Here is a 26,748-nt window from a genome sequence, read left to right on the forward strand (position 1 = left end):
CTTCTCGTAGAACCTGTTCTATCTTGACGCCCCGTCAGATCACGGACGCGGTACGGCAGGAACGGGAGGAAAGGCCAGTGGACTTCACCTTCTCCGAGGAGCAGCAGGCAGCAGCCGAGGCGGCAAAAGCGGTGTTCGGACCGGTCGCGCCCGACAGTGTGCCCAGCCCCTCGCTCACCTCCGGGGCGGTCGCCGAGGACTTCGACCGGGCACTGTGGGCGAAGGCCGCCGACGCCGACCTGCTCAGCCTGCTGATCGCGCCGGAACACGGCGGAGCCGGACTCGACGCCATCGCGCTCTGCCTCGTCCTGCGCGAATCGGCGAAGGCCCTCGCCAGGCTCCCGCTCCTGGAACACAGCGCGGCCGCGACAGCCGTACAGGCCCATGGCAGCGAGGAGTTGAAGCAGGAGATCCTCCCCCGCGCCGGACGCGGCGAACTCACCCTGACCGTGGCCTCCGCGGGCCGCACCGGACACGACCCGGCCGAACTCGCCGTCACCGCACGCAAGGAGACCGACGGCGACCGGACGACCTGGGTGCTCGACGGCGTACAGACCGCAGTGCCCTGGGCCTACGGCGCCGACCGGATCCTCGTCCCGGCCCACGTCGGCGAGGGCGAGGCGGTACTCGCCGTACTCCCGGGACCGTTCGCCGAACTGCCGGGATGCACGCTCGCCGAACAGATATCGACGACCGGCGAGCGCCAGGCCGAGCTCCGCCTCGACGGCGCCCGCGTCGAGGCACACCACATCATCGAGGACCCCGCCGCCTGGCCCCGCCTGCACGACCTGCTCGTCACCGGCACCTGCGCGCTCGCGCTCGGCCTCGGCGACGGCGTACTCAAGATGACCAGCGACTACGCGGGCAAGCGCGAGCAGTTCGGGTATCCCATCGCCACGTTCCAGGCCGTCGCCGTGCAGGCCGCCGACCGCTTCATCGACCTGCGCGCCATGGAAGCCACCCTCTGGCAGGCCGCCTGGCGCATCAGCAGCGGAGCGAGCGGCCCCCTACCGGTCGCGGGAGACGTGGCGGTCGCCAAGACCTGGGCCTCCGACGGCGTACGACGCGTCGTACAGACCGCACAGCACCTGCACGGCGGCTTCGGCGCGGACACCGACTACCCACTGCACCGCTACCACGCGTGGGCCAAGCACCTGGAGCTCTCGCTCGGCCCGGCCGCCGCCCACGAGGAGGCACTCGGCGACCTGCTCGCGGCGCACCCACTCGGCTGACCCCGCCGGCCTGACCGACCCGGCCTGGCCGACCCGGCCGGCCCATGGGCGAAAGCTAGATCACAGCGCCCGGCTGCCCGTTGTCGGCCTCGACGGGGCGGCCGGCCGCCTCCCACGCCTGCATACCACCCGCGACGTTCGCCGCGTCGACACCCTGCTGGGTCAGATACATCGTCACCTGGGCGGAACGCCCGCCGGAGCGACAGATCACGTTGACACGGCCGTCCTGCGGCGCCGCCTCCGTCAACTCGCCGTAACGGGCGACGAATTCGCTCATCGGAATGTGCAGCGCACCCGCGGCGTGACCTGCCTGCCACTCGTCGTCCTCACGGACGTCGAGCAGGAAGTCCTGCTCCTTGAGCTCGTCGACACCGACCGTGGGCACACCAGAACCGAAAACCATGCCCCCGACGCTACCCTCTCCGGCCACGGCCTCCACCAGCACCACGAAGGTCAGGCACCACGGACCCCGGCGCTACGAAGGTCAGGCGTCACGTAGGTCAGGCACCACGGAGGCCAGGCACCATGAAGGTCAGGCACCACGTAGGTCAGGACGCGGTCAACCGCTCCAGCTCGGCCTCCTGCTCGGCGACCTGCGCGAGCAACTGCTCGGCGATCTGGTCGAGCAACGCGTCCGGGTCCTCGGGAGCCATCCGCAGCATCGCGCCGATCGCGCTCTCCTCCAGCTCCCGCGCCACCGCCGTGAGCAACTCCTTGCGCTGCGCCAGCCACTCCAGACGCGCGTACAGCTCCTCGCTCTCGGTCGGCTGCTGCTCGGGCGGCTTCGGCCCCGCGGCCCACTCCTCGGCCAGCTCACGCAGCAACGCCTCGTCGCCACGCCCGTACGCCGCGTTCACCCGCGAGATGAACTCGTCGCGGCGCTCCCGCTCCTTCTCGTCCTGCGCCAGATCCGGGTGCGCCTTGCGGGCCAGCTCGCGGTAGAGCTTGCGCGCCTCGTCGCTGGGCCGCACCCGCTGCGGCGGCCGCACCGGCTGCTCGGTCAGCATCGCGGAGGCCTCGGGGAACAGCCCGTCCCCGTCCATCCACCCGTGGAACAGCTCCTCGACGCCCGGCATCGGCAACACCCGCGCCCGCGCCTCATCGGCCTTGCGGCGGTCCTCCGGATCACCGGTGCGGGCCGCCGTTGCCTCCGCGATCAACGCCTCCAGCTCGTCGAGCCGGGCGTACATCGGGCCGAGCTTCTGGTGGTGCAGACGCGAGAAGTTCTCCACCTCGACCCGGAACGTCTCGACGGCGATCTCGAACTCGATCAACGCCTGCTCAGCCGCCCGCACAGCCCGCTCGAGCCGCTCCTCGGCTCGCTCCCCGGCCGGCTGCTCAGCCGATTCCCCGGCCCGCCCCTCGGGGCGCCCTCCCGGCTGCTCCGCGCTCCGCTCTTCGGCCCGCTCCTCGAGGCGCTCCTTCAGGCGGTCCTTGAGGCGCTGCCGAGGCTGCCCCTCAGGCTGCTGCCCTGCCACATCGTCGGTATCCGAAGTCGTCACCCGACCAGCGTAGGGCACGGCATCGACCGCGAAGGGCGGGGCGGATCCACCCCACGAACCGCAACGCCTCCGGGGGCCCCTCCCCCCTCCCTCCCCTCCCACCCCACCCCCTCAAAGCCCCTCAAACCCCCACCTCAGCCCCCACCCTCCCCTCCCGCACGGCGCGCACCAGTGCCCCGTGGTCCGCCTCCGTCCGGTCCGCGTACGTCACGGCGAACGCGGCGACGGCCTCGTCCAGTTCCTCGTTCTTGCCGCAGTAGCCGGCCACGAGCCTCGGGTCCGCGCTGTGCGCGTGGGCGCGGGCGAGGAGGGCGCCGGTCATCCGGGCGTAGTCGTCGATCTGGTCGGCGGCGAGGGCGGCCGGGTCGACGCTGCCCTTGCGGTTCCTGAACTGCCGGACCTGGAAGGGCCGTTCGGCGACCGTGGTCCAGCCGAGCAGGATGTCGCTGACGACCTGCATCCGCTTCTGCCCGAGCACCACCCGCCGGCCCTCGTGCTCGACGGGCGCCGCCGCGAACCCGGCCGTCGGCAGATGCGGCAGCAGCACCGAGGACCGTGCCTCCTTCACCTGAAGTACGAGTGCTTCGCCCCGGTGGTCGAGGAGCAGCACCACGTAGGAGCGCGTGCCCACGCTGCCGGTGCCGACGACGCGGAACGCCACGTCGTGGATCGCGTACCGGCCGAGCAGCGGCAGTCGGTCCTCGGACAGGGTGTCGAGGTACGGGCCGAGGGCGCTCGCGACGGCTTCGGCTTCCGCGTCGGGTATCGACCGCAGTACGGGTGGGGCGTCGACGAAGCGTCGTCCGCCGCCGTCCGCGGCGACCGTGGATTTGGCGGCGTAGCGTCCGCTGGTGTTTCTGCTGGCTTTCTCGGAGACGCGTTCCAGGGTGCCGAGCAGGTCTTGGGCGTCGGTGTGCGAGACGAGTTCCTCGTCGGCGATGGCGTTCCACGCGTCGAGGGCCGGCAGCTTGGCGAGCAGCCGCATGGTGCGCCGGTAGGCGCCGACGGCGTCGTGTGCGGCTTCGCGGCAGGTGTTCTCGTCGGCTCCGGCTTCGCGTCCGGCGAGGACCAGCGACGTGGCGAGGCGTTTGACGTCCCATTCCCAGGGGCCGTGCACGGTCTCGTCGAAGTCGTTGAGGTCCATGACGAGGCCGCCGCGTGCGTCGGCGTAGAGGCCGAAGTTGGCGGCGTGGGCGTCACCGCATATCTGGGCGCCGATGCCGGTCGTGGGGGTGTGTGCGAGGTCGTGTGCCATGAGGCCGGCGGATCCGCGCAGGAAGGCGAAGGGGGTGGCGGCCATGCGTCCGACGCGTATCGGGGTCAGGTGGGGGAGTCGGCCGCGGTTGGATTCCTCGACGGCGGCGACCGCGTCGGGCCGGTCGGGCCCCGGTGTGAGGTCGCGGTGTGCGGTGCGGGCCAGTTTCTCGCGCAGTGCCTTGCCCTCGGCCTTGGGCGAGGTTCCCGAGCCGCTTCCCGTGGCCGCGGCGAACCCGGGCACCCTCGGCACCCGCGACACCGTCTGTGTCCCGCCTCGCGGCCCGCCTTGTGTCCCGCCCCGCGCCTCGCGCTGTCGCGGCACCGCCGCGTCGTCCGATCCGCGCATGCCGACCGCCTCCCCCGTCCCGTACGGACGTCCCGTACGGACGTCGCGTACGGGCCCGTCCCCGCACGTCGTGTCCCGCACGTCGTATGTGATCGGTCATGACCGTACCGCCGCCCGGAAAGCGTCGTCAGCGCCTGTGGAAAACCCTCAGCACGTGCACAACTCGCTCACTCCGCAGGCCCGGCGCAACGCCCCACAGGCCTCACCGGGCCTCGCCGGGCCTCACCGGGCCTCACCGGGCCTCATTTCCGAAACTCCTCCGGGCACGTCCCGCCCTCGGCGCCCAGGTACTTCTCGGCCCACACCCCGAGCTCCCGCAGCGCGGGTCCCAGTGCCTCGCCCGCTGCCGACAGCCGGTACGAGACCCGCAGGGGTGGCCCTTCGTCGACCTGTCGTACGACGAGTCCGGCGGCGCCGAGTTCGGTGAGCCGGTCGGAGAGCATGCGCTCGCTGATGCCGGGGATGGCCCTGCGCAGGTCCGCGAAGTGCCTGGGGCCGGCCATCAGGACGGAGACGATCAGCCCCGTCCAGCGCTTGCCGAGCAGTCCGAAGACGCGCGTCATGCCGATGTCGACCGTCGAACACCTTTGGGGTTCGTGGGTCACGACGCCTCCCGCGCCCGCCCCGCTCATGTCTTCCCCGTTGCCCACCATGCCTCCAGGGTACTGCGTTCTTGTATGGGGATGAAAAAAAGTAAGCCCCTGTGCTATTACTAGTTACATACTCAATTACCGCGCCCTCAACCCTCGCGGGGCGCCCTCAACCCTCACGGGAGAGAACCATGGCCACCCTGCTCCACATCGACTCCTCCGTCTTCGACGGCCAGTCTTCCGCCTCGCGCCCCGTCACGGACGCCTTCCGCAAGGCCTGGCAGGAGCAGCACCCCGAGGGCACCGTCGTCTACCGCGACCTGGCCGCGAACCCGGTGCCGCACATCACCGCCGCCTCCCACCTGGCCGGCTTCACCCCCGCCGACGCGCACAGCCCGGAGCAGGCCGCCGTCTTCGCCGAGCGCGTCAAGCTCATCGAGGAGCTGGAGCAGGCGGACGCCATCCTGATCGGCGCCCCCATGTACAACTTCTCGATCCCCTCCACGCTGAAGGCGTGGCTGGACAACGTGATCCTGATGGGCCGCACCTCGGGCGGCCCCGACTCCCAGTCCGCCAAGGGCACCCCGGTCACCGTCGTCGCCAGCCGCGGCGGCTCCTACGCGCCGGGCACCCCGCGCGAGGACTTCGAGTACGTGCAGAACTTCCTGGGCGCCGCCCTGCGCGACACCCTCGGTCTCGACCTGGACTTCATCGTCCCGGAGCTGACCATGGCCCCGCAGAACCCGGCGATGTCCGAGCTGGTCCCGAAGTTCGAGGCCTCCCGTGACAAGGCTCTCGCCGACGCCCAGGAGAAGGGCAAGACGCTGGCCGCCCGTTTCGCCGCCTGAAACCCGCCTCGAACGCGGACGTGACATAACCCACAGGGCCCCGGCCCTGTGGGTTCACTCATGCACCCCGCCGCACCGCCCACGCGGCTCCACCGCACCGTCTCCGGGCAACGCAAAAGCCCCGCAGATCCTGAGATCTGCGGGGCTTTTCGCTGTGCGCGAGGGGGGAGTTGAACCCCCACGCCCTTGCGGGCACTGGAACCTGAATCCAGCGCGTCTGCCTATTCCGCCACCCGCGCATTGGGTGTGTCTTCCGGCTCCTTCACCCTTGCGGGCCCGGCGCCTTCCGACGAACAAAACATTAGCACGCTGCGGAGGGTGGATTCACATCCGTTCTGCTGGGCACTGACCGGGCACCGGGAGCGGGCCCGGCACCCGGACCGAGCACGCGTGCGGGACCCTGACCGGGACCGGATCCCGCACGGTCCACAGCCGCGTACGGGACACTGTGTGGAGGCCACCTCTACGATCCCTACATAGGGGCCCGGCAAGGGGCTGTGAGCGTCGACACTCATCGAGCAGGCGGACAGGGGGAACCAGCCGATTTCCCGACGCGTGGATACGATCAGTAAGCAGTACCAAGAGCGGTACCAAGAAGGCAGCGACGAAGGAGGAGGTGCCTCATGGGAGTCCTGAAGAAGTTCGAACAGCGCCTCGAGGGGCTGGTCAACGGCACCTTCGCCAAGGTCTTCAAGTCCGAGGTGCAGCCCGTCGAGATCGCCGGAGCGCTGCAGCGCGAGTGCGACAACAACGCGACGATCTGGAATCGCGACCGGACCGTCGTCCCCAATGACTTCATCGTGGAGCTCAGCGCGCCCGACTACGAGCGCCTGAGCCCCTACTCGGGCCAGCTCGGCGACGAACTGTCCGGCATGGTGCGCGACTACGCGAAGCAGCAGCGCTACAGCTTCATGGGCCCCATCAAGGTGCACCTGGAGAAGGCGGACGACCTGGACACAGGTCTGTACCGGGTACGCAGCCGCACCCTCGCGTCGTCCACCAGCCAGGAGCGCCCGCAGTCCCAGCGCCCGGCCCCGGCCGCCCGGCCCCACCAGGCGCCCGGCGGCTACGGCTACCCGCAGCCCGCCGCGGCCCCGCCGATGCCCGCCGGTCCGCCGCCGGGACGTCCGGCGCAGGCCCCGCAGTCCGCTCAGGGACAGCAGGCGGCGCAGGGGCAGCAGGCGGGCGCGGGACCGCTGCCCGGCGCCCGCGTGCGCCACTGGATCGAGATCAATGGCACACGCCACCAGATCTCCCGCCCCACCCTCGTGCTCGGCCGGTCCACCGAGGCCGACGTGCGGATCGACGACCCCGGCGTATCGCGCCGGCACTGCGAGATCCGGACCGGAACGCCCTCGACGATCCAGGATCTCGGATCCACCAACGGCATCGTGGTGGACGGGCAGCACACCACCCGCGCTACGCTCCGCGACGGTTCGCGGATCGTCGTGGGCCAAACCACCATCGTTTACCGGCAAGCCGAAGGGTGAAGCGGGGGCAATGTCAGAGCTGACCCTGACGGTCATGCGGCTGGGTTTCCTGGCCGTTCTGTGGCTGTTCGTGATCGTGGCCGTCCAGGTCATCCGCAGCGACCTGTTCGGTACGCGCGTCACCCAGCGCGGTGCGCGCCGGGAGAGCGGGCGGGCGCAGCAGGCCGCCCGCCAGTCCGCGCCTCCGCAGCAGCGGCAACAGGGCGGCGGTGGCCGGCAACGGCGCGGCGCCCCCACCAAGCTGGTCGTCTCCGAAGGCACCCTCACCGGTACGACGGTGGCGCTGCAGGGGCAGACGATCACGCTCGGCCGTGCGCACGACAGCACGATCGTGCTCGACGACGACTACGCGTCGAGCCGGCATGCCAGGATCTACCCGGACCGGGACGGTCAGTGGATCGTCGAGGATCTCGGGTCCACCAACGGCACATATCTCGACCGGACCCGCCTCACGACGCCCCAGCCGATCCCGCTGGGCGCGCCGATCCGCATCGGCAAGACCGTCATCGAGCTGCGGAAGTAGTGCTACGTCATGAATGAGCGCGAGCGGAGCGAGCGAGCCGACACGGTCGGCCGGGTCCTGGACGACCAGGCTGCCCCGGCGACCGGCGCGCTCCCGAGCGGAGGGTGGGCAGTGTGGTTCGACACGACCGGCTGTACCCGGAGTCTGAGCCAGCTGGGCAGGTGCGCATGAGCCTGTCACTGCGCTTCGCCGCCGGATCACACAAAGGCATGATCCGCGAGGGCAACGAGGACTCCGGTTACGCCGGCCCCCGCCTTCTCGCGATCGCCGACGGCATGGGCGGTCAGGCCGCCGGTGAGGTCGCCTCGTCCGAGGTGATCTCCACCATCGTCGCGCTCGACGACGACGTACCGGGCTCGGACATCCTGACCTCGCTCGGCACCGCCGTGCAGCGGGCCAACGACCAGCTGCGCGTGATGGTCGAGGAGGACCCCCAGCTCGAGGGCATGGGGACCACCCTGACCGCGCTGCTGTGGACGGGCCAGCGGCTCGGCCTCGTACACGTCGGTGACTCGCGCGCGTACTTGCTGCGCGACGGTGTCCTTACGCAGATCACGCAGGACCACACGTGGGTGCAGCGCCTCGTCGACGAGGGCCGCATCACGGAAGAGGAAGCCACCACGCACCCGCAGCGCTCGCTCCTCATGCGGGCGCTGGGCAGCGGCGACCACGTCGAGCCCGACCTCTCCATCCGTGAGGTGCGGGCCGGCGACCGGTATCTGATCTGCTCCGACGGCCTGTCCGGCGTCGTCTCCCACCAGACGATGGAGGAGACACTCGCCAGCTACCAGGGCCCGCAGGAGACGGTCCAGGACCTGATCCAGCTGGCGCTGCGCGGCGGCGGACCCGACAACATCACCGTGATCGTCGCGGACGTCCTCGACATCGACAGCGGGGACACCCTCGCCGGTCAGCTCTCGGACGCCCCGGTCGTCGTCGGCGCGGTCGCCGAGAACCAGCAGGCGCTGCACGAGGGCTCCGCCATGGAGACCCCCGCGGGCCGCGCCGCCGGACTCGGCCGCCCGGCCCCGGGCGGAGGCGGCGAGTTCGGCCCGCCCGGCAGCGGCGACACCGTCGGCTACGCGCCCGAGGGGGGCTTCGGCGCGTACATGGACGAGGACTTCGTGAAGCCGCGGCCGCGCCGCAAGTGGCTGAAGAGATCCCTGTACACGGTGCTCGCGCTCGCCGTCATCGGCGGCGGCCTCTACGGCGGCTACCGCTGGACGCAGACCCAGTACTACGTCGGCTCCAACGAGGAGCACGTGGCGCTGTACCGCGGCATCAGCCAGGACCTGGCCTGGGTGAGCATGTCCGAGGTGGCCAAGGACCACCCGGAGATCCAGCTCAAGTACCTGCCGCCGTACCAGCGCAAGCAGGTCGAGGCGACCATCGCCGAAGGCGACCTGGCCGCCGCCCAGGACAAGATCCAGGAACTGTCAGCGCAGGCCACCGCATGCGAGAAGCAGGCCGAGCGGGACAAGGCCGAGAACGAGAAGAACGCGAAGACCGGCGAGGGCGAAGCAGGCGGAACCACCACAGGTGGCACGGCGTCCAAGGCGTCGTACCGCACCGTCACCCCTACGCCGAACCCGTCCTCTTCCGGCAAGTCCGGTCAGTCGAAGAACTCTCCCACGCCCACCCCTGGCCCCAGTCTCTCCGAGGAAGAGCAGCAGCTGGCCAAGGCGTGCGCACAGCAGTAGAAGCCGTTGGGGGCCTCAGCACGCCATGAGTAGTAACTCCACGACCCATACGTCGACCATTGGAGCGATCGGAGCACCCAGCCGGCGCAACACCGAGCTGGCACTGCTCGTGTTCGCCGTGATCATCCCGGTGTTCGCGTACGCCAACGTGGGCCTCGCCCTCGACGGCGAGCTCCCCGCGGGCCTGCTCGGCTACGGCCTCGGCCTCGGCCTGCTCGCGGGCGTCGCCCACATCGTCGTACGGAAGTTCGCGGCGTACTCGGACCCGCTGATGCTGCCGCTGGCCACGCTGCTGAACGGGCTCGGTCTGGTCGTCATCTGGCGGCTCGACCAGTCGAAGCTGCTGCAGTCGATCAATGTGTCGGGCAGTGCGGCGCCGAAGCAGCTGATGTACTCGGCGATCGGCATCGGCCTGTTCGTCGCCGTGCTGTTCTTCCTCAAGGACCACCGCGTTCTGCAGCGCTACACCTACATCTCCATGCTCGGCGCGATCGTGCTGCTGCTGCTGCCGCTGGTGCCGGGCATCGGGCAGAACATCAACGGCGCCAAGATCTGGATCCACGTCGGCGGATTCTCCATCCAGCCCGGTGAGTTCGCGAAGATCGTCCTCGCGGTGTTCTTCGCCGGCTACCTGATGGTGAAGCGGGACGCGCTGGCGCTCGCCTCGCGCCGCTTCATGGGCATGTACCTTCCGCGCGGCCGCGACCTCGGTCCGATCCTCGTCGTCTGGGCGATCTCGATCCTCATCCTGATCTTCGAGACCGACCTCGGTACGTCGCTGCTCTTCTTCGGCATGTTCGTGATCATGCTGTACGTCGCCACCGAGCGGACCAGCTGGATCGTCTTCGGCCTGATGATGTCCGCGGTCGGCGCCGTCGGCGTGGCCACGTTCGAGCCGCACATCCAGCAGCGCGTCGACGCCTGGCTCGACCCGATGAAGGAGTACATGCTCAGCCGGCAGGGCGTGCCCGGCCACTCCGAGCAGGCGATGCAGGCGCTGTGGGCGTTCGGCTCCGGCGGCACGCTGGGCACCGGCTGGGGCCAGGGCCACTCCGAGCTGATCCGCTTCGCCGCGAACTCCGACTTCATCCTCGCCACGTACGGCGAGGAGCTGGGCCTCGCGGGGCTGATGGCGATCCTGCTGATCTACGCGCTGATCGTGGAGCGCGGTGTGCGCACGGCGCTCGCGGCCCGCGACCCGTTCGGCAAGCTGCTCGCCGTCGGCCTGTCCGGCGCCTTCGCGCTGCAGGTCTTCGTCGTCGCGGGCGGCGTGATGGGGCTCATCCCGCTGACCGGTATGACGATGCCGTTCCTCGCCTACGGCGGTTCCTCCGTCATCGCGAACTGGGCGCTCATCGGCATCCTGATCCGCATCAGCGACACCGCGCGGCGCCCCGCGCCCAGCCCCACGCCAAGCCCCGACGCCGAGATGACCCAGGTGGTCCGACCGTGAACAAGCCCCTGCGCCGCATCGCGATCTTCTGCGGCCTCCTCATCCTGGGCCTCCTGATCCGCGACAACTGGCTCCAGTACGTGAAGGCCGACTCGCTCGCCTCCGACAAGGAGAACCGTCGCGTCGCCATCGAGCGGTACTCCACGCCGCGCGGCGACATCATCGTCGACGGCAAGTCCGTCACCGGCTCCAAGGCGACCACCGGCACCGACCTCAAGTACAAGCGGACCTGGAAGGACGGGCCCATGTGGTCGCCCGTCACCGGCTACGCCTCGCAGGTCGTCGGCGCCAGCCAGATCGAGAACCTCGAGGACGGCATCCTCAGCGGCAACGACGACCGCCTCTTCTTCCGCAACACCCTCGACATGATCACGGGCAAGCAGAAGGAGGGCGGCAACGTCGTCACCACCCTCAACGCCGACGCGCAGAAGGCCGCCTACGACGGCCTGAAGAACCGCGGCAAGGGTGCCGTCGCCGCCATCGAGCCGTCCACCGGCAAGATCCTCGCGCTCGCGTCCACGCCGTCGTACGACCCGTCGTCCTTCGCCGGGAACTCCATCGACGACGGCAAGACGTTCCAGCGGCTCGACAAGGACAAGGACAAGCCGCTCCTGAACCGCGCGCTGCGCGAGACGTACCCGCCGGGTTCCACGTTCAAGCTGGTGACGGCCGCGGCCGCGCTGGAGAGCGGGAACTACGACCCGGACAAGGCGACGGACACCCCGCTGCCGTGGACGATGCCGGGCACCACGACGCCGCTGAAGAACGAGGGCAACATCCCTTGTAAGAACGCGACGCTGCGCAACGCCCTGAAGGTGTCCTGCAACACCGTATTCGGCAAGATCGGCTCGGACCTCGGCGTCGACGCGATGCGCGAGGAGGCGGACAAGTTCGGCTTCAACAAGGAGCAGTTCATCCCGGTCCGCTCGAACGCGTCGAACTTCGACGACGACATGAACAAGTCGGAGACCGCGCTCTCCTCGATCGGCCAGTTCAACACCGCGACGACCCCGCTGCAGATGGCCATGGTCGCCTCCGCGATCGCCAACGACGGCAAGCTCATGGAGCCGTACATGGTCGACGAACTGAAGGCCCCGAACCTCGACACCATCGAGAAGACGGACCCGAAGGAGATGAGCCAGCCGCTCTCCGCGGAGAACGCGACGAAGCTCCAGTCGATGATGGAGACCGTCGTCAACGACCCGGGCGGCACCGGCTCCAACGCCAAGATCCCCGGCGTCACCGTCGGCGGCAAGACCGGTACCGCCCAGCACGGCGTCGACAACAGCGAGAAGCCGTACGCCTGGTTCGTCTCCTACGCCAAGACCGACTCCGGTTCGCCGGTCGCCGTGGCCGTGGTCGTCGAGGACGGCAGCGCCAACCGTGACGACATCTCCGGTGGCGGTCTGGCGGCGCCCATCGCGCGCGACGTGATGAAGGCAGTCGTCGACGGCGCTTCCAGCAAGAAGTGAGCGGACGGACCCCGGTTTCACCACTCCTTGTGAGCCCGGTCACTCGTTGTTCACATAGATGCACGTGGCGATACCGGTCCTGTCACGGGTCACGGTGGTGGCCAGGTCACGCCCAGCGAGCCGGGTACCGTAAGGCCCGGACAGCACACCGCCCGACCCGTACGCCGGGTGCGGTCGGGACCGACGGAGAGGGCTGGTAGGTAATGGAAGAGCCGCGTCGCCTCGGCGGCCGGTACGAGCTGGGCCAGGTGCTCGGCCGTGGTGGCATGGCGGAGGTCTACCTCGCCCATGACACCCGGCTCGGCCGCACCGTGGCGGTGAAGACGCTGCGCGTGGACCTCGCGCGCGACCCGTCGTTCCAGGCCCGGTTCCGCCGGGAGGCCCAGTCGGCCGCCTCGCTCAACCATCCCGCGATCGTGGCGGTGTACGACACGGGCGAGGACTACGTCGACCAGGTCTCCATCCCGTACATCGTGATGGAGTACGTCGACGGATCCACCCTCCGTGAGCTGCTGCACTCCGGCCGCAAGCTGCTGCCCGAGCGCGCCATGGAGATGACCGTCGGCATCCTGCAGGCGCTTGAGTACTCGCACCGCGCCGGCATCGTGCACCGCGACATCAAGCCGGCCAACGTGATGCTGACCCGCACCGGTCAGGTCAAGGTCATGGACTTCGGCATCGCCCGCGCGATGGGCGACGCCGGCATGACGATGACGCAGACCGCGGCCGTCATCGGCACCGCGCAGTACCTCTCCCCGGAGCAGGCCAAGGGCGAGCAGGTCGACGCCCGCTCCGACCTGTACTCCACGGGCTGCCTGCTGTACGAGCTCCTGACCGTGCGGCCGCCGTTCGTCGGCGACTCCCCGGTCGCCGTCGCGTACCAGCACGTACGTGAGGAGCCGCAGGCGCCCAGCGTCTTCGACGGCGAGATCACGCCCGAGATGGACGCGATCGTCCTCAAGGCCCTCACCAAGGACCCGGACTACCGCTACCAGTCGGCCGACGAGATGCGCGCCGACATCGAGGCCTGCCTCGACGGCCAGCCCGTCGCCGCCACCGCCGCCCTCGGCGCGGTCGGCTACGGCGGCGGTCACGCCGACGACCAGCAGACCGCGATGCTGCGCCCGCAGAACGGCGCGGGCCAGACGTCGATGCTGCCGCCGACCAACCCCGACGACGGCGGCTACGGCTACGACGACCGGCCGGACCGGCGCCGCTCGGGCAAGAACCGCACATCGACGATCTTCCTGGTCCTCGCGGGCATCCTGGTGCTCGTCGGAGCCATCCTCATCGGCAAGGAGATCTTCGGCAGCGGGGGCGTGGGCAACGAGTCGTTCAAGGCCCCGAACTTCGTCGGCAAGACGGTCGACGAGGCCGAGAAGATGGCCCAGAACCGCGACCTCAAGCTGGACTCCAGCAAGTCGGGCCCCTGCGAGGACTACCCCAAGGGCCAGATCTGCTCGCAGACCCCGAAGTCCGGCACCGAGGTCGAGAAGAACGACACGGTCACCGTGTCGGTCTCCACCGGCGCCCCCAAGGTCGCCATCCCGGACGTCAAGGGCCTCTCCTACGACGATGCCGTCGCCGAGCTGAACAACAAGGGCTTCGACAAGGTCGAGAAGCTGGTCGAGGAGTCCGACCGGACGCCGGGCACGGTCACCAAGCAGAGCCCGTCCCCGGACGGCGGCAAGGTCGAGAAGGGCACCCAGATCACCCTGACCGTCGCCAAGAAGAAGGCGCTCGTCACGGTCCCGGACGTGGCCGGCGGCAACCTCACCTGCGACCAGGCCACCGAGCAGCTCAAGAACAGCAAGCTGGAGGCCAGCTGCACCGAGGAGGAGAGCACCGCCGCCGAGCCCGGCAAGGTCTTCGCCCAGAGCCTCGCCGCGAACACCCAGGCCGAGCCCGGCTCCACGGTCACGCTCAAGGTCGCCAAGGCCGGCGCGCAGACCCCGGTCCCGAGCGTGGTCGGCCAGACCGTCAAGGACGCCAAGAAGACGCTGAACGAAGCGGGCTTCAAGAACGTCCAGTTCGCCGACGGCTCCGACCAGGGCGACGACGCCCGCGTCATCACCCAGGACCCGGCGGCCAACACCCCCTCCGACCCGGAGAACACCACGGTCACCCTGACCACGGTCGGCGGGAACGGCAACAACAACGGCGGGAACGACAACGGCGGCATCTTCGGAGGCAACCTCGGCGGCTGACGCCCACCCGCCCCCGCTCACGGCTGGAGCCCCGGTACCCCTCGACGCGAGGGGCCGGGGCTCCGGCCTTCGGGACGGCAGCCCCTACCGCAGTTCCTTCGGCGGCGTACGGTCCGCGTCCACCTTGTCGACCCGCTCCAGCTCGCCCCACACCACGTACCGGTACTTCGACGTGTAGACCGGCGTGCACGTCGTCAGCGTGATGTACTTCCCGGCCTTCTTCTTCCCCGACTCCTCGGGCACCTTGTCGAGGACGTCCACGTTGTACTTCGAGGTCTCCGGGAGGATGTCGTAGACCTTGTAGACGTACCAGTCGTCCTTCGTCTCGAAGACGATCGGGTCGCCCTTCTCGATCTTGTCGATGTTGTGGAACTTGGCGCCGTGCCCGTCCCGGTGCGCGGCCAGCGAGAAGTTGCCGTCCTTGCCGCTCGTCGGCAGCGCCGCCTTCACGGGGTCCGTGTAGTAGCCGGCGACACCGTCGTTGAGGATCTTCGTGTCGGTGCTCTTCTCGACCAGTACCTCGCCGCCGCTCATCGTGGGGACGTGCAGGAAGCCGATGCCGTTCTTGGTGTCCAGGGCGCCGGGCCCGCTGTCGCCCTTCCACTGGTCGCGCACCTTGTCGCCCTGCTTGCCCGCCGCACGATCGGCGACGACATTCGTCCACCACAGTGAATAGCCCACGAAGAGACCGAGGATCACGCCCGCGGTGATGAGCAGTTCACCGAAGACACTGACGGCGGTCGCGATCCGGCCCCGCCGGGGCGCGGGCGAACGCGGGCGGTCCTTCGGTGCGGCCTCTTCCCCATGGTCGGTCGTCGCTGCCACTGCGTCATGCCCCGTCTCTGTACGCCGTACTGCCCGATGCCCTGTGCCCGGTGGTCCCCGGTTATTCGACGAGCGCGTCCGGCTTGCCCTTGCTGCGCGGACGCTCCTCGACCATCTTGCCCCAGACGATCATTCGATACGTACTGGTGAATTCCGGCGTACAGGTCGTCAGAGTGAGGTACCGGCCCGGTTTGGTGAATCCGGAGCCCGCCGGGACCGGGTCGAGCACCGAGGTGTTCGAGGGCGCCGTCTGCGGCAGGATGTTCGCCATCTTGTACACGTAGTACTTGTCCTGCGTCTCGACCACGATCGGATCGCCGGGTTCGAGGCGGTTGATGAAGCGGAACGGCTCGCCGTGCGTATTGCGGTGGCCGGCGATCCCGAAGTTGCCCTTCTTCGCGTCCGGCATCGCGGTCGGAATGCTGTCCTTGTCGTAGTGCCCGACCATTCCCTTGTCGAGCACCTGCGTCTTGCTGATGCCCTCCGCGATCGGCACCACGACGTCCAGCTTCGGTATGTAGAGGATCGCGAAACCCTGACCGGGCTCGAAGGCGTCCGGCTTGCCCTTGCCGTTCGCCCAGTCGTCCTCAAGGCTGCTGCGCGCGCTGCCCGCGAGATCGTGGGCCCGTATGTTCGACCACCACAGCTGGTAGGTGACGAACAGCAGCATCAACACCCCGATGCTGATGAACACTTCGCCGACCGCCCGGCTCGCGATCACCCCGGCGGTGGGCTTCGCCGCGCGCGCCGCGGCCCGCGCCTCGACCCGGGTCAGCGGCTTGCCGTCCGCCGCCTCCGTCTCGGGGTCCTTCTCCGGCGCGGCCGCCGCCGAGTGCCGCCCGCCGCCCTTCTTGGCGGCCTTCCTGCGCGCGGCCCGGCCACCGACGGCCGGCGGGATCCCGGCCGCCCGCCGCGTGTCCGCGGTGCGCAGCGCGACGGTCTCGTCGTCCTGTACGGGCCCGGGCTCGGCCTCGGGCTCCTGTAGCTCCTGTACGGGGACGTGGGCCGGCTCGGGCTCCTGTACGGCTACGGGTGCCGGTTCCGGGGCCTGTTGCTGGGCGGCGTGTTGCTGAGTGGCGGGCTGGGCGCCTCCGTACCAGTCCTGCTCGTACCCCTGCGGGTCGTACCACTCGGGCTCCGGCTCGGGCCGGCGCCGCGCCTCCTCAGCCTGCCCCTGCGCCTGTCCCTGGCCCTGCCCTTGCCCCTGGTCCGGCTCCTGTTCCTGCGCCCCCGTCGGCCGGAACCACGGCGACGGGTGCTGCCCCGGCAACGGATCGTTCAGCGGGTCGTCGAGGCGGCGCACGGCATCCTCGAACCCACTGCTCCCACCGTCCTGTTCGGGGCGCAGCGCGGTCACGCCGAGGCCCTGCCCACGACCGGCGCGAGCCCGGCCGATCTGGCCACCGCCCCCTGGTCCCCGCACTCGACGAGCCAGTTCGCGAGCATCAGGTGCCCGTGCTCGGTCAGCACCGACTCGGGGTGGAACTGCACGCCCTCGACGGGCAGTTCACGGTGGCGCAGCCCCATGACGATGCCGTCGTCGGTGCGCGCCGTGACCTCGAGGATCTCCGGTACGGTGCCGGGCTGCGCGGCCAGCGAGTGGTAGCGGGTGGCCGTGAAGGGGTCGGGGAGGCCCGCGAAGACGCCCTTGCCCTCGTGGTGGACGAGGGAGGTCTTCCCGTGCAGCAGCTCGGGCGCGCGGTCCACGACGCCGCCGTACGCCACCTGCATCGACTGCATGCCCAGGCAGACGCCGAAGACCGGCACCCCGGTCTGCGCGCAGTGCCGGACCATGTCGATGCAGACCCCGGCCTGTTCGGGGGCGCCGGGGCCGGGGCTGAGCAGTACGCCGTCGAACCCGTCCTGTGCGTGCGAGGTGGTCACCTCGTCGTTGCGCACGACCTCGCACTCTGCACCCAGCTGGTACAGGTACTGGACGAGGTTGAAGACGAAGCTGTCGTAGTTGTCGACGACGAGAATGCGGGTCTTGCTGGCGCTCACTGGCCGTTCACCGTCACATCGTTGAAGGGCAGCAGCGGCTCGGCCCACGGGAAAACGTACTGGAAGAGGACGTAGACGACCGCCAGGACGAGCAGGACCGAAATCCCCGCCCTCACCCAGGTGTTCCCCGGCAGATGCCGCCAGATCCAGCCGTACATGCCGGGCTCCCCTTCCACCGCTTAGCGATTACGGCACCAGACTAACGGCGCAACGCTTTCGGTTTGCCTGCCTCTACAGGCTGAGTGGCATCGAGATGCGCCCAGACGATCAGACGGTGACTGTGGCCCCACTCCGGCTCACACGTCGTCAGCGTCAGATAGCGCCCCGGCTCGTCGTACCCGGACTTGCGCGGCACCGGATCGATGACCCCGACGTCGGTGGGCAGCGTCTTGTACGGCTTGGTGTCGATGACGTACGTGAACCAGGTGTCCCCGTCGGTGAGTATCACCTGGTCACCGGGGGTGAGCTTGGGAAAGTCCTTGAAGGGGTCGCCGTAGGTGCGCCGGTGCCCGGCGACCGCGAAGTTCCCCTTCTGCCCGAGCTGGGCCGTCCCCGCGTAGTGGCCGAGCCCCTTCTTGAGGGTGTCGACCTCGGTGTTCTGCAGCACGGGCTTGTTCCACGTGAAACCGAGCCGTGGGATGTACATCACGGCGAAGGGATCGCCGTCCTTGTACGGCTTCGGCTTCGGCGGCGCCGTACTGGTCTGGCCGCCTTCGGGCGCCGCGCTGGCCACCGGCCGCTTCGCCCACTGGTCCTGGAGGTCGTCGATCTGACCGCCCATCGCGCTGTCGGCCTTCACACCGGTCCAGAACAGGACGTAGGCGACGAACAACACGATCAACGCGCCGACGGTGATGCAGACTTCGCTGAATGTCCTGATGGCGACACGTACCGACACAGGCCCCCCCCAGACGGCTCTGGCTACCGGCGGCTACTCCACGGCTCGGCTCACGCGTTCAGCTCGCGGGTTCAGCTCACGGGCTTCGCGTAATGGAGATCCACTGTGCCCGAGTAACCGGGAAGAGTCACTGCCCCGTCGTCCTCGACTTTCCAGCCGAGCCCGTAGGCGTTGACGTACAGCATGTAGTTCTGGATCTCCGGCGAGGCCGCGACCGCCTGCTTCAGCTTCTCCGGGTCACCGACCGCGGTGATCTTGTACGGGGGCGAGTAGACGCGGCCCTGGAGGATCAGGGTGTTGCCGACGCAGCGGACGGCGGAGGTGGAGATGAGGCGCTGGTCCATGACCTTGATGCCCTTGGCGCCGCCGTGCCACAGGGCGTTCACCACGGCCTGGAGGTCCTGCTGGTGGATGACCAGGTCGTTGGGTTGCGGCTCGGGGTAGCCGGGGAGCTTGGGGCCGGCGTTCGGCGGGGCGTCGTCGAGCGTGACGGAGACGGCCTCGCCCTTCAGCTTCTTCGTGCCCGAGGCCTTCTCCAGGGCGTCGACCTTCTTGTCGTCGGCCTCGGTGGAGCCGTTGTCCCGCTCGGCGAGGCGCTCGACGTCGGCGCGCACTCCGCTGTTGCCCGCGTCCAGTTCCTGGTTCTTGCGGCTGCGCTCCTGGATGAGGTCGGAGAGCTTCAGCAGCGACCCGTCCGTCCGGATATTGGTGCCCTTGGCCGTATTGAAACTGGTGAAGAAGATGAGCCCGGCGAGAGCGAACACGCCAACGGTGAGCAAGCGCACGGGCTTGAGACGCCCACGGGCGGAACTCTTGGCAGAGTCGGCGGAATTGCTCAACGTACCCTTATCTCCTTCGACGCCACGGAAGCACTACGCTAACGGACGCCCGAAGGAGCACTGGGAATCCCCACAACTTCCCCTTGTACGCTGCTCCGGAGCCAGCACCGCCCACGTACTCTGCGCGGCCACGCAGCGCATCGACAGGAGAGACCCTCGTGCCGAAGTCACGTATCCGCAAGAAGGCCGACTACACGCCGCCGCCGGCGTCGAAGCAGGCGGCGAACATCAAGCTGACCAACCGCGGCTGGGTGGCGCCGGTGATGCTGGCGCTGTTCCTGATCGGTCTGGTCTGGATCGTCGTCTTCTACGTGGCCGACGGCTCGCTGCCCATCAAGGCGCTCGGCAACTGGAACATCGTCGTGGGCTTCGGCTTCATCGCCGGCGGCTTCGGCGTCTCCACCCAGTGGAAATAGCCTCCGCCTCCCCTGTGGACGTAGCTCTGCCCTGAGCTATCCCCTGAGTTATCCACAGACTTTCGTCCACTGTCCACAGCCGTGGAAAAGGTCGCATGATCTGTGGATAACCCACCGAGTGTTGACGCCGGTGTGACCGGTCCGACTCCACTCGACCACCTGTTCGCCCCTTGTCCTTCCTGGTCAAACCCGTGTTGATGACAAGGGGCACAGCTGTTCCCCACAGGATGCACAAGATCCGCCACTCGCTGTGGACAACGTCGGTCACCCTCGGTGGAAAACCGGGCTCACGTGAGCTGCGCGGTCCTGACGACGACGGTGACGATCACGGCGAGCAGCACCACGGCGCAGGTCCCGTACTGAATGAGCGCGCGGCGCTCGCGCGGGGCGTGCACCATCGCGTACCCGACGATCAGGCCGCCGACGAGGCCGCCGATGTGGGCCTGCCAGGCGATGTTGAAGCCCGGGCTGAACGTGAAGATCAGGTTGATCACGAGCAGCGCGATGACCGGCCGCAGATCGTAGTTGAGCCGCCGCATCAGCACGGCGGTCGCGCCGAACAGGCCGAAGATCGCTCCGGAGGCGCCGAGCGAGGGCTGGTTCTGCGCGGCGAGCAGATAGGTCAGCGCGCTGCCGGCCAGGCCGGAGACGAAGTAGAGCGCGAGGTAGCGGGCCCGGCCGAGGGCCGCCTCCAGGGGTCCGCCGATCCACCACAGGCTGAGCATGTTGAAGGCGATGTGCACGACGGAGCCGTGCAGGAACATCGCGGTGAGCAGCCGGTACCACTGCCCTTCCGCGACGCCTTCGAGTCCGCCGAGGCCGGGTACCCAGGCGAGGCCGATCATCTCGAAGCGCTCGGTGAACCGGTCGCCGATCGCCATCTGCAGCACGTACACGACCACGCAGATCCCGACCAGCACCTTCGTGACCAGGCGCGGGTCGGAGGTGAGGGTGCCGCCCGCCATGGTGCGCGGCTGGTTGGCGCTCGGCGCGTGCCCGGTGCCCGAGCCGGTGCGCACGCACTCCGGACACTGGAAGCCGACGGAGGCGCTGACCATGCACTCGGGGCAGATGGGCCGCTCGCAGCGGGTGCAGCTGATGCCGGTCGGGCGGTCCGGGTGCCGGTAGCAGCCGGGCAGGCCCTGGGCGTCCTTCGGTTCCTGCGGGCTGCCGGGCGCCTGGTCCATGGCGGTCGTCCCCTCGGGTCTCGGGTCGAGCGGTCGGTGGGTGTGCGTCGGCGCCGCGCGGCCGCCCAACGCACCGCCCCGCCCATCCTTGTTACGGACGGGCGGGGCGCATTGGTTCCCTGCGGAACTACCGGGTCTCTACGACGACGGTCTCGATGACCACGTCGTCGACCGGCCGGTCGGTGCGGGGGTTGGTCCGCGTACCGGCGATCGCGTCGACGACCTTCTGGCTGGCCTCGTCGACGACCTCACCGAAGATGGTGTGCTTGCGGGTGAGCCAGTTGGTGGTCTGGACGGTGATGAAGAACTGCGAGCCGTTCGTGCCGGGTCCCGCGTTGGCCATGGCCAGCAGGTACGGCTTGTCGAAGGCGAGGTCGGGGTGGAACTCGTCCGCGAACTGGTAGCCCGGGTCGCCCGTGCCGTTTCCCAGCGGGTCGCCGCCCTGGATCATGAAGCCGTTGATGACGCGGTGGAAGATCGTGCCGTCGTAGAGGGGGGCCGTGGACTTCTCCCCGGTCCGCGGGTTGGTCCACTCCCGCTCGCCCTTGGCGAGCTCCACGAAGTTCTTGACCGTCTTGGGCGTGTGGTTCGGCAGCAGCCGGACCTCGATGTCCCCCTGGTTGGTCTTGAGAGTGGCGTACAGCTGCTCGGCCACGATCTGCCTTCCGTCGAGTTTTGTGCACCCCGATCCTCGCACGGAGCGGCCTTGGCGACGCCGGATGGAGTTGTCAGGGTTGTGCGGGGGTTTCGGCCGCCGAAAACCGGTCTACTCGCGGTCGAAGAGGCGCGCCTCGCCGCGATCCGTGGCATTGTCGTCGCCAAGCCCCTTTATCAAGCCGTACCAAGCCTTACCACCGCATTGACGCTCCCCACAGGCATGATCCGCAAAAGGGTGGAAAGGTGAAATACCTGTACGCCACCGAGGAGGAGGATCCCGTGACCCGCATCGACAGCGTGCGTGCCGCGACCGGCTCGGCGAAGGACAGCGTGCTGCATGCCGCGGAAGTGGTGGCGCCCTACGCCGAGACGGCAAGGGACCGCGCCACGACGTACGCGCACGACGCGCGCGTCGCGCTCGGGCCCAAGGTTTCGCAGGCCGCGCTCCAGGCGCGTGCCCAGTACGACGCGCACCTCGCGCCGCGCCTCGAGCAGGCGCGGACGCACGTACCGCCGAAGCTCGACCAGGCCGCGCACGACGCGGCGACCCGCACCCGCGATGCCGCCCGGCAGGCGGCGGCGTATTCGAAGCCGCGTATCGAGCAGGCGGTGGCGGCGTCCGAGCCGGTACGCAAGGAGGCCGCGGCCCGCGGCAGCGCGGCGTACTCCGGGCTGCGCGGGGAGGTGACCCCGAAGGAGATCCGCAAGCTGGTGCGCAAGCACGAGCGCCGGTCCCGCACGGGCCGCCTCGCCAAGCGTCTCGCCGTCGTCGGCATTCTCGTGGGCGGTGCCTTCGCCGCGTGGAAGTGGTGGGACAAGCAGGCCAACCCGGACTGGCTGGTGGAGCCGCCGGCCGCCACCGAGGTCCCCGACAGCGCACCGCTGACCTCCGTCGACGGCAGCGGCCAGGACATCCTCGACCCGGAGGTCCAGGCGAAGCAGGCGGAGGCGGACACCTCGCCCGCGGAGGACGAGCGCTGACGGCGCCCTCTGCCACGTACGAAGAAGTACGCGGCAGCAGAACACAGAAGTACGGCACGAGCCCCTCCGCCCGGGAGAATCTGGGCGGAGGGGCTTTTGCCGGGGTGGCGCCCGGGTGGCGTGCTGCGTACGGTGGCGCTGCCCGCCGAGCGGGACACTTCGAGGGGCGGTGGACCGTCCGCGAGGGCCTGATCGCCACCGCTCTGACGGTCCCCCGCCCCTGACTCCCGGCCGGGGTCGGCCCTACGCGTCGGCCGCCTGGAAGATGCTGAACCCCACGCCCTGGTCATCGACGCAGTTGGCGAACCTTCCCGCCGGGATGGTCACCGCTTCGCCCGCAGTCCCGCCGAGTTCACGGATCCGCGCGGTGGCCGCCTCCAGGTCGTCGACGCCGAAGGAGACGCGCGGGAACTTCGCCGTGTCTCCGTGGGGGAAGCCGCCCATGGGGTTCGGGCCGTGAATCATCGAGTACCCCGGGAAGTTCCCCTCCTTGAACTCCCACCCGAACAACGACTCCCAGAACTTGGTCGTCGACGGACACCAACCCGAACGGCTCGCCGACCCTGCCGCCGAACTTCGCGAACTCCATCGGGTTTCTGCTGAACAAGGCCGGTCAGCTCCTGACCGGCCTAGTTCGAAAGCGAGCTCGCTCCGTACGGACTCAGCGCGCGGAACTGGGGAATCCTCCGGTTTATCGATGCCCACGGCAGCCGCTCCCAGCAGTACATCGGCGAGCGCCTGCGCATCGACCGGTCGACGATGGTGACCCTGGTCGACGAGCTGGAGCAGATGGGCTACGTCGTCAGGCTGCGCGACCGGCACGACCGTCGGCGCTACGCCGTGACGCTCACCGAGTACGGCGAGCGTCAGTTGCGCGACGGGCTCGACTCGGTCGAGGAGAAAGTGACGAAGCGGTTCCTCGCACCCGTCAGCGAGCAGAGCAGCGAGCGCCTGATCTCCATCCTGGTCTCGCTGGTCGTACCGGAGGACGCCGCGGTGTCGGGCACCGACTAGGCCCTCGCGACCACCGCGGTAGGCACCGACGCGTTCGTCATCGCCGCACCGGTTCTCAGCCGGCTGCTGAGTTCGTTCGACCGTCTTACGGCGCTACAGGTGGCGCTGCTCGTGTTCGCCGTGGGCAACGCGGTCACCGCGCTGAGTCCCGCTTACACGGTGGCGCGGGTGTGCGATGGCCTTCGTCATCGGCGGGCTCACCGTCTCGACAGCGCTGGGCATGCTGTTGGGCAACATGATCGGCAGCGTCGACCGGCGGCTGACGCTCTGGGCGGTGACCGCGCTCGGCGTCGTCACGGCGCTCGCCGCCGCGACGCTGCTGCTCGGTATCAGCCCGCTCGCGGTCGACAACCTCGCCGTCGTCATCATCTGGGCCGGGATCCGAGGCATCACGGACGGAGCCCCCTCGGTCATCCAGCAGTACCGGCTGGTCAGCTTTACTCCCGCCTCGGCCCCGGTCCTGTTCGGCCTCAACTCCTCCGCCTGGCCGCCACCGTGCTCACCGCGCCCCCCATAGCGCAAAAAGCCCCTCTGACCTGGGTTTACACAGGTCAGAGGGGCTATGGGTGTGGAGCCTAGGGGAGTCGAACCCCTGACATCTGCCATGCAAAGACAGCGCTCTACCAACTGAGCTAAGGCCCCGAAAACGGTGCGTTCCACCGGAAGGTTCATGCTCCCGTGCGGCACCGCAGACCAGAGTACCGGGTCACCCCCTGAATCCTGCAAAAAGATTGGGGGTCCCGGCGGGCGACCACTCTCCGTAAGATGCCCCACGTGCTTCGCGGCAGCGAAGGACCGTACATGGGGAAGCGATGGGGAGACGCAATGGACGCCGCACAGCAGGAAGCCACCGCAAGAGCCCGGGAGCTCCAGCGGAACTGGTACGGGGAGCCGCTGGGGGCGCTCTTCCGCCGGCTGATCGAGGACCTGGGGCTCAACCAGGCGCGCCTCGCGGGGGTGCTCGGCCTCTCCGCCCCCATGCTGTCGCAGCTGATGAGCGGTCAGCGCGCGAAGATCGGAAACCCCGCGGTGGTGCAGCGCGTGCAGCAACTGCAGGCGCTCTCGGGGCAGGTCGCCGACGGCAGCGTCAGCGCGGCCGAGGCCACCGAGCGGATGGACGAGATCAAGAAGTCTCAGGGCGGCTCCGTACTCACCAACACCGGGCAGCAGTCGAACAGTTCGGGCGCGCCGACGGTGAAGCGCGTGGTGCGCGAGATCCAGTCGCTGCTGCGCTCCGTCTCCGCCGCGGGCGACATCATCGACGCGGCGGACTCCCTCGCCCCCACCCACCCCGAACTGGCAGAGTTCCTCCGGGTGTACGGCGCGGGGCGCACCTCCGACGCGGTCGCCCACTACCAGTCGCACCAGAACTGACCCCGGCCTGGCGCGCCGCCGTGTCCGGCTCCGAAGGGGGAGCGACGCACGACCATGGGTGAGGTCTTCGCCGGCCGGTACGAACTGGCCGATCCGATCGGCCGCGGGGGAGTGGGCGCGGTCTGGCGCGCCTGGGACCACCGGCGCCGCCGCTATGTGGCGGCGAAAGTGCTTCAGCAGTCCGATGCCCACACCTTGCTGCGCTTCGTGCGGGAGCAGTCGCTGCGCATCGATCATCCGCATGTGCTGGCCCCGGCCAGTTGGGCCGCGGACGACGACAAGGTCCTGTTCACCATGGACCTGGTCGCCGGCGGCTCGCTGGTCCATCTCGTCGCGGACTACGGGCCGCTGCCGCCGCAGTTCGTCTGCCTCCTGCTCGACCAGCTCCTCTCCGGGCTCTCCGCCGTGCACGCGGAGGGCGTGGTGCACCGCGACATCAAGCCCGCCAACCTCCTCCTGGAGGCGACCGGCACCGGGCTTCCGCATCTGCGGGTGTCCGACTTCGGCATCGCGATGCGCAAGGGCGAGCCGCGCCTGACGGAGGCGGACTATGTGGTGGGCACGCCGGGGTACTTCGCGCCCGAGCAGGAGATGGGCGCGGAACCCGACTTCCCCGCCGACCTGTTCGCCACGGGTCTCGTCGGCCTCTACCTCCTCGAAGGCGCGCGGCCCGACTCCAGGGCACTGGTCAAGCACTTCGAGGAACACGGCACGCCGCGGGCGCCCCGGGGCGTGCCGGGTCCGCTGTGGGACGTCCTCGCGGGTCTGCTGCAGCCGGACCCCGACACCCGCTTCCGCACCGCGACCGGCGCCCGCAAGGCACTCCTCTCCGCCTCCGAACTCCTGCCGGAGCCGGGTCCCGACGACGAGCTGATCGAGGTCTTCGACCAACTCGGCCCCCTCCCCCCGGGCTTCGCCCCCGGCGGCCCAGCCGTACGCGGCCGCAGGGCCCGCCCACTGGACGCCGCGAGCACACCAACGGGCGGTGCCACCCCGCCGCTCCATGAGGCGAGCACGGTGGGGCCGGGGATGGGCGCGGCTGGTCCGGGAGGCAGTGCGGCGGGGCCGGAGGCCGGGCCGGAAACCGGCGCGGCAGGCCCCGGAGCGACCCCTTCGGCACATGGGGCAGTCGCCCCGCCGTCCACCAACTCCCCGCTCCCACCACGGCCTTCGGCACCCCCCACGGCCTCGGTACCTTCCGCGGCCGCGATACCTCCCGCGCCACCAACGCCCCCGGCGGCCCACATCCCTCCCGCCCCCGAGCTGCCCCCGGCACCACCGGTCCAGCACACCCCGCCACCGGCCAAGCCCCCGGCACCACCGGTCCAGCACACCCCGCCACCGGCCAAGCCCACGGCACCCCCCGCCGAAGCCACCCCGCCGCCGGCCGAACTCACGGCACCACCCACCGAGTCCACGCCACCACCGGCCAGGCCCACCCAGCCACCGGCCACCCCCACGCCCACTCCGCTGCCCGTCGAGTTCACCCCGCCACACGTCACACCGCCGCCGCCCACGCTCCGGCCAGGACCACCGGCCGAACCGACACCCGCGCCCGCGCCCGCGCCGAGCCACGACCCCAGCCCCAGCCCCGGCCACGACTCCGGCCCCGGCCCCAAGCCCGCCGCCGGCACCACGCCCTCGCACGACCCCGCGGCCCCCGTACCCGAACCAGCGCTCGCCCCCACGCCTCTCACCCCGCACCCTGCCGCCCCCTCCCCGCTCGCCCCTCCCCAGGCCCGTCACTCTCTGTACGCACACGATGACGCAGAAGTTCCCCGTCTCCGCCCCCCACGACCGGGACCACCCGCGAGGGTGACGATCCCGGTATTGCTCCTGGCCGTGATCTGTTTCGCCGTGGGCATCTGGGCCCTGACCCACCCCTGACCCCAGCCACCCCACCCCACCCGCACCCACACCCGCACTCGCCACCCGC

Annotated in this window: 26 protein-coding genes, 2 tRNA genes and 1 pseudogene; 14 read left to right on the plus strand and 15 right to left on the minus strand. The window is 69.7% G+C overall.

Features of this window, described 5'->3' with window-relative positions:
• The first annotated feature begins 77 nt into the window (after nt 1-77).
• Entirely contained in the window at nt 78-1,232 is a 1,155-nt protein-coding gene (locus tag RBJ65_RS13190; protein ID WP_306322658.1) for an acyl-CoA dehydrogenase family protein, read from the plus strand.
• Nucleotides 1,233-1,287: 55 nt separating this feature from the next.
• On the opposite strand, the gene RBJ65_RS13195 is transcribed toward RBJ65_RS13190, so the two are convergent.
• From RBJ65_RS13195 to RBJ65_RS13210, 4 genes are all read right to left on the minus strand, one after another.
• Nucleotides 1,288-1,635, minus strand: coding sequence for a rhodanese-like domain-containing protein (locus RBJ65_RS13195; RefSeq protein WP_306322659.1), 348 nt, complete (start codon nt 1,633-1,635; stop codon nt 1,288-1,290).
• Between the two features lie 145 nt (nt 1,636-1,780).
• Nucleotides 1,781-2,659 (minus strand): J domain-containing protein, encoded by an 879-nt coding sequence (locus RBJ65_RS13200; protein ID WP_372341415.1) that lies wholly within the window; start codon nt 2,657-2,659, stop codon nt 1,781-1,783.
• 196 nt (nt 2,660-2,855) lie between these two features.
• On the minus strand, nt 2,856-4,337 hold the full coding sequence (locus RBJ65_RS13205; RefSeq protein ID WP_306322745.1) for a DUF2252 domain-containing protein: 1,482 nt from the start codon (nt 4,335-4,337) through the stop codon (nt 2,856-2,858).
• Between the two features lie 242 nt (nt 4,338-4,579).
• Complete coding sequence (locus tag RBJ65_RS13210; RefSeq protein ID WP_372341416.1) at nt 4,580-4,969, minus strand: winged helix-turn-helix transcriptional regulator; 390 nt, start codon at nt 4,967-4,969, stop codon at nt 4,580-4,582.
• A gap of 149 nt (nt 4,970-5,118) precedes the next feature.
• Here RBJ65_RS13210 and RBJ65_RS13215 point away from each other — a divergent pair, with 149 nt between their 5' ends.
• Nucleotides 5,119-5,775, plus strand: a complete 657-nt coding sequence (locus tag RBJ65_RS13215) for an FMN-dependent NADH-azoreductase (protein WP_306322661.1) — start codon at nt 5,119-5,121, stop codon at nt 5,773-5,775.
• Nucleotides 5,776-5,930: 155 nt separating this feature from the next.
• On the opposite strand, the gene RBJ65_RS13220 is transcribed toward RBJ65_RS13215, so the two are convergent.
• A tRNA-Leu gene (locus tag RBJ65_RS13220) sits at nt 5,931-6,014 on the minus strand.
• Between the two features lie 384 nt (nt 6,015-6,398).
• Between RBJ65_RS13220 and RBJ65_RS13225 the strand changes: the two genes are divergently transcribed.
• The 6 genes from RBJ65_RS13225 to pknB all read left to right on the plus strand — a co-directional run bounded on the left by RBJ65_RS13225 (nt 6,399) and on the right by pknB (nt 14,620).
• Entirely contained in the window at nt 6,399-7,265 is an 867-nt protein-coding gene (locus RBJ65_RS13225; protein WP_306322662.1) for a DUF3662 and FHA domain-containing protein, read from the plus strand.
• A gap of 10 nt (nt 7,266-7,275) precedes the next feature.
• Entirely contained in the window at nt 7,276-7,788 is a 513-nt protein-coding gene (locus RBJ65_RS13230) for an FHA domain-containing protein (RefSeq protein WP_306322663.1), read from the plus strand.
• 167 nt (nt 7,789-7,955) lie between these two features.
• Nucleotides 7,956-9,488, plus strand: coding sequence for a Stp1/IreP family PP2C-type Ser/Thr phosphatase (locus RBJ65_RS13235; protein WP_306322664.1), 1,533 nt, complete (start codon nt 7,956-7,958; stop codon nt 9,486-9,488).
• A 25-nt stretch (nt 9,489-9,513) separates the two neighbouring features.
• Nucleotides 9,514-10,941 carry an FtsW/RodA/SpoVE family cell cycle protein gene (locus tag RBJ65_RS13240; protein ID WP_306322665.1) on the plus strand — a complete coding sequence of 476 codons (1,428 nt, stop codon included), beginning with the start codon at nt 9,514-9,516 and terminating at the stop codon, nt 10,939-10,941.
• Nucleotides 10,938-12,413, plus strand: coding sequence for a penicillin-binding protein 2 (locus tag RBJ65_RS13245; RefSeq protein ID WP_306322666.1), 1,476 nt, complete (start codon nt 10,938-10,940; stop codon nt 12,411-12,413). Before RBJ65_RS13240 ends, RBJ65_RS13245 begins: the two co-directional genes overlap by 4 nt.
• Before the next feature lie 203 nt (nt 12,414-12,616).
• A complete protein-coding gene (pknB, locus tag RBJ65_RS13250) occupies nt 12,617-14,620 on the plus strand; it encodes a Stk1 family PASTA domain-containing Ser/Thr kinase (protein WP_306322667.1) in 2,004 nt (667 codons plus the stop codon).
• An 84-nt stretch (nt 14,621-14,704) separates the two neighbouring features.
• Here pknB and RBJ65_RS13255 read toward each other — a convergent pair whose 3' ends face one another.
• From RBJ65_RS13255 to RBJ65_RS13280, 6 genes are all read right to left on the minus strand, one after another.
• The gene (locus RBJ65_RS13255) at nt 14,705-15,445 is read right to left on the minus strand and encodes a class E sortase (RefSeq protein ID WP_306322668.1); all 741 of its coding nucleotides are present in this window, start codon (nt 15,443-15,445) and stop codon (nt 14,705-14,707) included.
• 61 nt (nt 15,446-15,506) lie between these two features.
• Complete coding sequence (locus tag RBJ65_RS13260) at nt 15,507-16,802, minus strand: class E sortase (protein WP_306322669.1); 1,296 nt, start codon at nt 16,800-16,802, stop codon at nt 15,507-15,509.
• Nucleotides 16,799-17,446, minus strand: a complete 648-nt coding sequence (locus RBJ65_RS13265) for an aminodeoxychorismate/anthranilate synthase component II (RefSeq protein WP_306322670.1) — start codon at nt 17,444-17,446, stop codon at nt 16,799-16,801. The genes RBJ65_RS13260 and RBJ65_RS13265 overlap by 4 nt, the downstream gene beginning before the upstream one ends.
• Nucleotides 17,443-17,604, minus strand: a complete 162-nt coding sequence (locus RBJ65_RS13270; RefSeq protein WP_306322671.1) for a hypothetical protein — start codon at nt 17,602-17,604, stop codon at nt 17,443-17,445. The genes RBJ65_RS13265 and RBJ65_RS13270 overlap by 4 nt, the downstream gene beginning before the upstream one ends.
• A gap of 41 nt (nt 17,605-17,645) precedes the next feature.
• Nucleotides 17,646-18,344, minus strand: coding sequence for a class E sortase (locus RBJ65_RS13275; RefSeq protein ID WP_306322672.1), 699 nt, complete (start codon nt 18,342-18,344; stop codon nt 17,646-17,648).
• 71 nt (nt 18,345-18,415) lie between these two features.
• Complete coding sequence (locus tag RBJ65_RS13280; RefSeq protein ID WP_306322673.1) at nt 18,416-19,183, minus strand: DUF881 domain-containing protein; 768 nt, start codon at nt 19,181-19,183, stop codon at nt 18,416-18,418.
• A gap of 158 nt (nt 19,184-19,341) precedes the next feature.
• On the opposite strand from RBJ65_RS13280, the gene crgA reads away from it, so the two are divergent.
• Nucleotides 19,342-19,599 carry a cell division protein CrgA gene (gene crgA / locus RBJ65_RS13285; protein ID WP_306322674.1) on the plus strand — a complete coding sequence of 86 codons (258 nt, stop codon included), beginning with the start codon at nt 19,342-19,344 and terminating at the stop codon, nt 19,597-19,599.
• A 287-nt stretch (nt 19,600-19,886) separates the two neighbouring features.
• On the opposite strand, the gene RBJ65_RS13290 is transcribed toward crgA, so the two are convergent.
• Nucleotides 19,887-20,786 (minus strand): rhomboid family intramembrane serine protease, encoded by a 900-nt coding sequence (locus RBJ65_RS13290; RefSeq protein WP_306322675.1) that lies wholly within the window; start codon nt 20,784-20,786, stop codon nt 19,887-19,889.
• Nucleotides 20,787-20,913: 127 nt separating this feature from the next.
• Nucleotides 20,914-21,441 (minus strand): peptidylprolyl isomerase, encoded by a 528-nt coding sequence (locus RBJ65_RS13295; RefSeq protein ID WP_306322676.1) that lies wholly within the window; start codon nt 21,439-21,441, stop codon nt 20,914-20,916.
• A 281-nt stretch (nt 21,442-21,722) separates the two neighbouring features.
• On the opposite strand from RBJ65_RS13295, the gene RBJ65_RS13300 reads away from it, so the two are divergent.
• A complete protein-coding gene (locus tag RBJ65_RS13300) occupies nt 21,723-22,424 on the plus strand; it encodes a DUF5324 family protein (protein WP_306322747.1) in 702 nt (233 codons plus the stop codon).
• A 243-nt stretch (nt 22,425-22,667) separates the two neighbouring features.
• Here the strand turns inward: RBJ65_RS13300 and RBJ65_RS13305 are convergent, their stop codons facing one another.
• A complete protein-coding gene (locus tag RBJ65_RS13305) occupies nt 22,668-22,889 on the minus strand; it encodes a hypothetical protein (protein ID WP_306322677.1) in 222 nt (73 codons plus the stop codon).
• A 201-nt stretch (nt 22,890-23,090) separates the two neighbouring features.
• Here RBJ65_RS13305 and RBJ65_RS13310 point away from each other — a divergent pair.
• Both RBJ65_RS13310 and RBJ65_RS13315 read left to right on the plus strand, forming a co-directional pair.
• Nucleotides 23,091-23,438, plus strand: a pseudogene (locus RBJ65_RS13310) (MarR family winged helix-turn-helix transcriptional regulator); the annotation flags it as partial.
• Nucleotides 23,439-23,613: 175 nt separating this feature from the next.
• Entirely contained in the window at nt 23,614-23,955 is a 342-nt protein-coding gene (locus RBJ65_RS13315) for a hypothetical protein (protein ID WP_306322678.1), read from the plus strand.
• Between the two features lie 52 nt (nt 23,956-24,007).
• Here RBJ65_RS13315 and RBJ65_RS13320 read toward each other — a convergent pair.
• Nucleotides 24,008-24,080: transfer RNA gene (locus RBJ65_RS13320), tRNA-Ala, on the minus strand.
• Between the two features lie 183 nt (nt 24,081-24,263).
• On the opposite strand from RBJ65_RS13320, the gene RBJ65_RS13325 reads away from it, so the two are divergent.
• Both RBJ65_RS13325 and RBJ65_RS13330 read left to right on the plus strand, forming a co-directional pair.
• A complete protein-coding gene (locus RBJ65_RS13325; protein ID WP_306322679.1) occupies nt 24,264-24,812 on the plus strand; it encodes a helix-turn-helix domain-containing protein in 549 nt (182 codons plus the stop codon).
• A 54-nt stretch (nt 24,813-24,866) separates the two neighbouring features.
• On the plus strand, nt 24,867-26,699 hold the full coding sequence (locus RBJ65_RS13330) for a serine/threonine-protein kinase (protein WP_306322680.1): 1,833 nt from the start codon (nt 24,867-24,869) through the stop codon (nt 26,697-26,699).
• Nucleotides 26,700-26,748: the final 49 nt, after the last annotated feature.

This window comes from Streptomyces sp. KL109B, from assembly GCF_030766935.1.
Classification (GTDB): Bacteria; Actinomycetota; Actinomycetes; order Streptomycetales; family Streptomycetaceae; genus Streptomyces.